The organism is Anaeromyxobacter sp. SG17, assembly GCF_022690695.1.
Taxonomy (GTDB): Bacteria; Myxococcota; Myxococcia; order Myxococcales; family Anaeromyxobacteraceae; genus Anaeromyxobacter; species Anaeromyxobacter soli.
This window is the reverse complement of the sequence record NZ_JALCYX010000122.1, coordinates 1-7,650: the sequence shown is the minus strand read 5'-3', so window position 1 is coordinate 7,650 and position 7,650 is coordinate 1. Positions and strand designations below refer to the sequence as shown.

The window sequence follows — 7,650 nt, the reverse complement described above, 5'->3', positions numbered from 1 at the left end:
GGCGAGGACGGCGGGATCCTCCGGGGCGAGCTCGAGCGCGCGGCGGAGCTCCCGCGCGGCGTCGTCGAAGGCGCCGAGATCCTCCTCGGCGATCGCTGCGGCGCGCAGCCTGAGCGGCAGCTCCTCCTCGGGGCGGCCGGCGAGCTTCCCGGCGGCCTCGACGAGCACCTCGAAGAGCTCGCGCTCCGCGCCGACGCCGGCGGCGAGGACCTCGGCGCGGCGGCGCGCCTCCCCGTGCTGCGGGCAGGCGCGGACGGCCGCGAGCGCCGCGGAGAGCGCCCCGCGGGCGTCGCCGAGCCGCTCCGCGCGGAGCGCGGAGGCGTCGAGGAGATGGCGGGCGCGCTCGCGCGAGTCGGTCCCGGGCAGCGCCTGCGCGATCCGCTCGAGCGCGGCCGCCTGCCGGCCCACGTCGCCCGCCGCCGCGTACGCCGGCGCGAGCGCCTGCGCGATGCGGAGCGGCTCCGCGCCCCGCTCCAGGAGGCGCTCGAGGAGCGCGATCGCGTCGGCCTGCTGCGCGGGCCCGAGGCCGCCCGCCGAGAGCACGGCGAGCGCGACCTCCGCGGCCTCGGCGTGCCTGCCGAGCGGATCCGCGAGGAGCTCGGCGCGGGCGATCTCGAGCGCGGCGCGCTCGGCGCCCTGTTTGCGCGCCGCGAGCCGGCCGAGGACGGAGGCCCGCTCCTCCGCGGCCGCGGGGGTGCCGACCGCCTCGAGCGCCGCGTGCAGGCCCCAGAGCCCCGCGTCGTCCTCGCTGGCGGCGAGCGCGTCGCGCCAGGCCGCCGCGGCTCGCTCGGGCTGGGCGGCGTCGAGCCACAGCGCGCCGAGCCGGGCCGAGAGCGCGCGCCGCTCGTCGCCCGCCGCCGCGTCGCGGCGCTGCTCGAGCTCGTGCGCGAGCTCCACCTGCTGGCCCGCGCGCGCCATGCAGGCCTCGAGCGCGGCGGTCGCCCCGCGGTCCTCGAGGTCGAGCTCCGAGAGCGCGCGCCAGGCCCCCACCGCCTCCTCGGGCTTGCCGAGGTCGCGATCGAGGATCTCCGCCACGCGGCGGAGCAGGGTCTTCCGCGCGCGGAGGTCGTCCTGCACCGCGCTGGCGGCGGCGCGGTAGGCGCGCACGAGGTCGAGGTAGGCGTCGGCGCGCGCGGCGGCGCCCTCCATCGCCTTGCGCGTCGCGGCCCGCGACGGGTCGAGCGCGAGCGCGCGCGAGAGCGTCCGGAGGGCGTCCTTCGGCCGGCCGAGCCGCTCCTGCTGGACCTCGGCGAGCCGCTCGAGCAGCCGGATCCGCTCGGCGCGATCGCGCTCCAGGCCCACCGAGGCCTCGAGCACCTGGGCGAGCGCGGTCCACTCGCCCGCGTCCGCGAGCAGCGGCGCGAGCGCCGCGGCGGCGGGCGCGTGGCCGGGATCGGCGCGGAGCGCCGCCTCGAGGTGGCGGCGGGCGCGGGCGGGATCCTCGAGCCGCTCGCGGGCGAGCTGCGCCGCGCGGACCCGCAGCGGCGCGTGCGCGGCCTTCGGCGGCGCAGCGGCGAGGTGCCGCTCGAGCGTCGCGAGCGCCTCCTCGAACCGGCCTGCGTCGGCGTGGTGCTCGAAGGCCTGGAGCGCGGCCGCCTCGCAGGCGGGATCGAGCGCGAGCGCCTTCCCGAGCGCGTCGAGCGCGCTCTCCGCGTCGGCGAAGCGGATCACGTCGACGCGCGCCATCTCCAGGTGTAGCGCCACCAGGGCGGCGCGGTCGCGGGTCTTGGTCGCGAGCCGCGCGAGGGCGTCGGCGTGCGCGCGGTGATCGCCCTTCTCGGCGTGCACGCGGGCGAGGAGGTCGAGGGCGGCGGGATCGCCGGGCAGGAGCGCCCAGGCGCGGTCGAGCCGCTCGAGCGCGCGCTTCACGCCCTCGGGATCGTAGGCGAGGTGGAGCTGGGCCAGGCGGAGCTGGAGCGCGGCCGCCTCGCGGCGATCGCGCGCCTTCGGGACGCGCGCCTCCAGCGTGCGCGCCTCGTCGCGCCACGCGCGCGGGAAGGCCCGCAGGCGCTCGCGGATCTCCGGCCCGCCGGGCGCGGCCCGGTCGAGCGCCATCGCCTCGATGACCGCGTCGGTGGCGAGGCCGTGCTCGAGGGGCTCGTCCACGAGCCGCGCGGCGAGGAGGGCGTACTCCGCGGCGAGCGTCGGCCCGTCCGCGCCCGCGTCCCGCGCCTCGTCGAGGAGCCGCTTCGCCTGCGCGAAGTGGCGGAGCGCCGCGAAGCCGGCGACGCCCCGGGCGCGCGCCTCGGCCAGCCGCGGGTCCTGGCGACAGGCGCGCGCGTACAGGAGCGCCGCGCGATCTCTCCGCCCGAGCCGCTCCTCGTGCAGCACGCCGAGCCGCAGGGTGAGCCGCGCCGCCTCGGCGGGCTCCGCCGCCCCGGCGGCGCGCTCGAGGACCGCGGCGAGGGCCGGCCAGTCCTGGCGATCCTCGAGGAGCTGGGTGAGCGCGGCGAGCGCCCCCGGCTCGGCCGGATCGGCCCGGAGGAGCTGCTGGTAGAGCTCCTCCGCCCGGGCCACGTTCCGGAGCTTCGTCGTCGCGAGCGCCGCCGCCTTGGCGAGGAGCGGCGCGCCGGGCTCGGGGACGAGGCGCGCTCGCCCCTCGTACAGCGAGACGAGGTCCTCCCAGCGGGCGTCCTGCTCGTAGAGCGCCTCGAGCGCCTCGAACGCGGCGGGATCGCCGGGCGCGGCCTCCAGCGTCTCGAGGTGCGACCGGATCTGCTCGTCCAGGGAGGATGCGCTCAAGGTGGGTACGCTCGGCGAGAGGAGGGCCCGGGAAAGCGCCGACGGCCCGGAAGTATAGGGCTCGCCTCGCGAGGGGGTCAACGTTACTACCGCCAGAATTCCCAGCCCTTACGGGCGGTTGCCTACATCGGCGCCGCGATATCGGCGCGTATCGCCGCCGCGACGCGGCGCTCGGCGTCCCGTGCCCTCGACTCGAGCTCCCCTGGACGACGGCCGCTCGAGCGAGGTCTTTCGTCCTTGCGGCGCCGTCGCGGAGTGAGGATTCGCGAGGCGTGCACGCCCTCACGGCGCGGGCGTGTAGGCGACGAGCTCCTCGGTGCGCTCGCCCTCCTCGCGGACCTTCCCGACGTCGGGTGCGAGCCAGTAGGTGCGGTCGCTGCCGATCTTGTCCAGGCGGACGCGCGCGACCTGCAGGCAGGTGAAGGTGCCCGCAGGCACGGTCACCTGCACGTCCTTCGCGATCACCGTGAACCGGTAGGTCTGGTTCTTCTCCGTGAAGGTCCCGTCCGCGTGCTCCTCGTGCTCGAGCACGGTCGCCTCGTACACCGAGCCGACCGGCGCCGACGCGGAGAGGGTCTTCGGCGCGGCGGGGGACCAGGTGGTGGTGCGCACGAGCAGGCCGGCCTTCCGGTCCTCCTCGCGGGCGCGCAGGACGAAGCCGTCCTTCTCGACGAGCCAGCCGCGCTCCTCCTGCGTGGGCTCGGTGTCGACCACCAGGATCGCCGACGCGGTGGACCCGGGCACCTGCTGCGGGCCGACGACCTGGACCGTCTTCTCGAACGGCGCGTCGCGGAGCGGATCGGTGACGCGGTACCGCCAGCTCGCTCCGGTGGCGAGCGGCGCGAGGTTCTTCTGTCCGGAGGGGGTCGGCGTCGGGTCGTTCGTGATGGCGCCCCCGCCGCAGGCGGCGAGCGCGACGGCGGCGAGGGGGAGCAGTCGGCGAGGCATCAGGCGATCTCCTTGGAGGGTGCGGGCGCCGGGGCGGGCCGGATCTCGAGCGGCGCCTCGGATCGGCGCGCGTCGGCCTCGGGGGCCGCCGGCGCGTCGGGGACCTTGAACAGATCGAGCCCGGCGAGGAGCACGCAGGCGAACGCCGCGCCGGAGAAGGCGAGCGGGAGGCTGCCGTGACCGCACGCCATGCCGAGCCCGATGACGAGGAAGAGGACGGCGGCGTCGCGCGGGTCCTTGAGGCCGGAGCGGAACCGCACGAAGCTCCCGAGCCCGACGAGCCCGAACGCCTTCGCGAGGCTGTTGCCGATGACGATGGTGATGATCGTGGCGGCGACGCAGAGCAGGATCTGCGCCTGCGCCATCTCCGGGCGCGGCGGCCGCCGGCCCATGAGGTAACGCCACGGGCGCAGCGCGAGCACCGAGCCGATGAGGAGCGCGGCGGCGAACCGCGGCGCGAGCTCGCCCACCTGCAGCGCGGCGAGGTCCACCTCCGCGGACGCCGTGGTCAGATCGAACATGCCGCCTCCTCCTGCCCCACCGGTGCCGCCGCCGCGGCGGCGAGCGCCGCGCGGGAGAACGCCGCGTGCGCGTTGCGCAGCACCGGGAGGCTCGCGGGCGCCGCGCGGAGCGCCCGCGCCACGAGCGCGCGGCCTCGCTCGCGGAGCGCGAGCTCGCGCAGCGAGGACACCGCGGTCGTGGGCCACAGCTCCGCGCCGGCCTCCCGGAGCGCCCAGGCGCGCGGATGGTCCATGCCATCCACCGAGTCGAGCGCCTCCTTCGTCGCGGGCAGCGCCCGCTCGCGCAGCGCCCACGCGTACGGTGCGTCGATCCCGGTGAGCGAGCGCAGCACGCGCTTCGCGGCGTGCTCGAAGAGCCGCTCCCGCAGCTCGCGCGACACCGGGCCGTCCACCTCCGCCGTGGAGCGCAGCGCGGCCAGCCGATCGCGGTCGGCGAGCGCGACCCGGAGCGCGTCGGCGCGCGGGCCGGCGAGCCCGGCGAGGCTCCGCGCGACGGGGAGCACGAGCTCGCGGTGCAGCCCCTCCCCGCGGAGCGCCCAGGCGTCGGGATCGTCCACGGCGCCGAGCCCGTCGAGGACCGCGCCGATCGCGCCGCGCTCGAGCCCGCGCTCCCGCAGCTCCCAGGCGGCCGGCGTGCCGTTCCGGGCGAGCCCGGCCAGGGCCGCCTCGGGCGCGGCCTCGAACAGGAGCTCGCGGAGCGCCATCGCCTCCGGAGAAGGGTCGTCGCCGAGGCTCGCGAGGACGTCGCCGGGAGCCCCTCCGGCGAGCGCGCGCCGGAGCGCGAAGGCGCCGGGATCGGCGAGCCCCTGGAGGCTCCGCGCGACGAGGCGGGGCGCGCGCGCCGCGAGCGACACGCGCAGCGCGTGCTCCGCGGCGCCCGGGATGCCGGCGAGGAGGAACGCGGCGAGGTGCGGCTCCGGCCCGGCGAGCGCGGCGATCGCGGCGCGGAACCGCTCGCCGACGCGCTCCGGCGAGGCCTCCGCCTCGAGCGCGGCGGCACGGGCGCCGGCCGAGGCCCGGCGCGCCCGCGCGGCGTGCGTGGTCCTCGGCGCGAGGCGCGCGAGGATCGCGTCCGTCACCTCGTCGGCCAGCGCCGCGAGCGGCCGCCCCTCGTTGGACGCCACGATCCAGCGCGCCGGGTCGTGCTCGGCCTCCGCCCGGAGGTGCCGCCGGACGCGCACCTGCAGGCCAGCGCCGGCGAGACCCTTCCGCGACTCGGCGTCGCCGTCGCGGCCCTCGAGGATCTTGCCGATGCGCTTGCGGAGCCGCGCCAGGTCCGGATCGACGTCGACGAGCACGACGAGATCCGGCCACGTGCCGCCCGCGCCGACGCGCACCGCCGCCTCGACCTCGTCCCGCGGCAGCCCACGCCCCGCCGCGGAGAGCGCGACGAGCGAGTGGAGGCTGCGGTCGGCGACGACGAGCCGGCCGTCCGCGAGCGCGGGCCGCACGATCTCGTCGAGCTGCTGCGTCTCCCGCGCGAGGTTCAGGAAGAGCTCGGTCCGGGCCGACATCTCGAGCAGGCGCGCGTCCCGCGTCAGCTCGCGGACGCGCCGCGCCACGCCGGACGCGAGCACCCCCTTCTCGCGCGCGTGCAGGACCTCGTGACCGGCCGCCCGCAGCCGTTCGCAGACCAGGTTCGAGAGGGTGGTCTTGCCGCTGCCGTCGATGCCTTCGAAAGAGACGAACACCCGTCATGCCCCCGTGGAGCGGTCGTCGGCGCCGCGCCCGATCGCCGCCGCGAACTTCGAGTAGGTCGTGCCGCGCGCCCGGCCGAGGTGAGCGAGCCACCGCGGCAGCCCCTCCGGCCCGAACTTCAGCTCGACCACGACGCGCGGCTCGGCCCCGAACGCGGGTCCGAGGGTGCCGTGCCAGGGCGGGGCCTCCGCCGAGAAGAGCGACCAGCTCGCCGCGTGGAACGTGAGGGCGTCGTCGAGCGTCACCCGCCAGTGCGCGGTGGCCTGGTACACGCGGCGCCGGTACGACGTCGCGACCACGGGCGAGAGCGCCCCGAACGCGGAGGCGAGCGAGCGGGCGACCACCCTGCGCACCTCGCCGCGGGGGAGCCAGATCCGCTCCTTGCTCGTGATCCCGGCGCGCTCCCGCTTCACCTCGAGCACCACGCGCCCGGGGGCGTCGCTCCGATCGGGCGCGTACGCCTTGGCGCGGACCTTCACGCAGTCGTCCGGGGAGGCCGCGGCGCGCAGCGCGAGCGTCCCGCGCGGCGAGTCGAAGTAGACCGACACGACGCGGCTCTCCAGCGGGGCGACGTACCGCGCGAGCGCGCCGGCGACCGACTCGGCCTCGTCCGGGTCGAGCAGGAGCTTGACCTCCCTGCGAAGGTTCGTGATGCCGGTCTCGGCGAACGCCTGGTTGATCATCGGGTCCTCAGAACCTCGTGGCGATCTGCATCGCCAGCGCGTTCCCGGGCACCTCGTCGCCGGGACGGCGCGCGCGCTCTCCCTGAACCTTCACCTTGAGTCCCTCGGTCCACGCCAGCACCGCCCCTGCGATGGCGGAGTACCCGACCCCGCGGGTCGTCCCGCGCAGCTCGAGCACCTCCGCGCCCGCGACGGGGGTCACCCGCAGCCGCCTCGCCTCCCCGAGCTTGAAGGTCCAGCCGACGAGCGCGGTCCCCGCCGTGAAGGCGCCGGCGTCGAGCTTCCCGCCGAAGCCCTCGACGCTCGCGTCGAGCGGCCCGCCGGAGAGCTGCGCGTACGCGCTCGCGGCCTGGCGCACCGGCACGAGCGGATCGCTCGAGCCTGCGCGGTACGCGGTCACGCCCAGCTCGAGGGGCTTCCAGGGGCGCGCGGACGCGCGACCGGCGAGGTCCTGCGCGCGGTTCTCCCCGCCGAACGCGCTCCGCTCGCCGGCGAACACCCCGCCGGCGAGCTCGACCCGGCCGCGCCAGGGGCGGATCCCGGCGGTCGCGCCGAGCCGGCGACCTCCGAGCTCGTTGTCCTTCACGAGGTAGCCGTTCACGAGGCCGCGATCGACGAGCGGCAGCTTCCAGCTCGACTCGAGCTGCCTGGCCGAGAACGGCGCCTTGAAGCGCCCGGCCTGCAGGCGCGTCGAGAACGGTCCGTCGAGGCGCGCGTACGCGTCCTTGATGGGCGTCTTCGACGCGACGTCCGCCTCGAGCACCGTGAGCACGCCGGGCAGGCGCGCCTCGATGCCGATGCGGGCGGAGGACATGTCGAGCCGGCGCGTCCAGTCGTCGCGCTCGTCGGCCGCGACGCCCATGTAGAGCCGCCCGTGCACCTCGACGTCGAGCGGCACCGTGATGCGCGTCCCCCGCGCCGGCTCGGCGGGAGTCTGGGCGGGAGGCGGCGCGGCCGCGGGCGGCGTCGGCGGCGAGCGCGGCACGCTCGCGAGCGGCACCGGCCTCGCGCGCGCGGGCCGGGCGGCGGCGGTGCTCGCGGGCACGACGGAGGGACCG

The 7,650-nt window shown here is 77.5% G+C and carries 5 protein-coding genes and 1 pseudogene; all 6 read right to left on the bottom strand.

The window, feature by feature from the left end; translation table 11 throughout:
* Positions 1-2,742 (bottom strand): annotated as a pseudogene (locus MNY60_RS22820) (hypothetical protein); the annotation flags it as partial.
* 282 nt (positions 2,743-3,024) lie between these two features.
* A complete protein-coding gene (locus tag MNY60_RS22815; protein ID WP_242341498.1) occupies positions 3,025-3,690 on the bottom strand; it encodes a hypothetical protein in 666 nt (221 codons plus the stop codon).
* Complete coding sequence (locus MNY60_RS22810; RefSeq protein WP_242341499.1) at positions 3,690-4,211, bottom strand: DUF4956 domain-containing protein; 522 nt, start codon at positions 4,209-4,211, stop codon at positions 3,690-3,692. Before MNY60_RS22810 ends, MNY60_RS22815 begins: the two co-directional genes overlap by 1 nt.
* A complete protein-coding gene (gene tmk / locus MNY60_RS22805) occupies positions 4,199-5,902 on the bottom strand; it encodes a dTMP kinase (RefSeq protein WP_242356954.1) in 1,704 nt (567 codons plus the stop codon). Before tmk ends, MNY60_RS22810 begins: the two co-directional genes overlap by 13 nt.
* Before the next feature lie 3 nt (positions 5,903-5,905).
* Positions 5,906-6,592, bottom strand: coding sequence for a VTC domain-containing protein (locus MNY60_RS22800; RefSeq protein ID WP_242341574.1), 687 nt, complete (start codon positions 6,590-6,592; stop codon positions 5,906-5,908).
* 7 nt (positions 6,593-6,599) lie between these two features.
* Positions 6,600-7,490: a porin gene (locus MNY60_RS22795; protein ID WP_242361990.1), complete on the bottom strand. Its 891-nt coding sequence runs from the start codon at positions 7,488-7,490 to the stop codon at positions 6,600-6,602.
* Positions 7,491-7,650 lie beyond the last annotated feature (160 nt).

Coding starts and splice junctions, on each gene's coding strand:
- MNY60_RS22815 (WP_242341498.1), bottom strand. CDS start 3,690: ATGCCTCGCCGACTGCTCCCCCTCGCCGCCGTCGCGCTCGCCGCCTGC.
- MNY60_RS22810 (WP_242341499.1), bottom strand. CDS start 4,211: ATGTTCGATCTGACCACGGCGTCCGCGGAGGTGGACCTCGCCGCGCTG.
- MNY60_RS22800 (WP_242341574.1), bottom strand. CDS start 6,592: ATGATCAACCAGGCGTTCGCCGAGACCGGCATCACGAACCTTCGCAGG.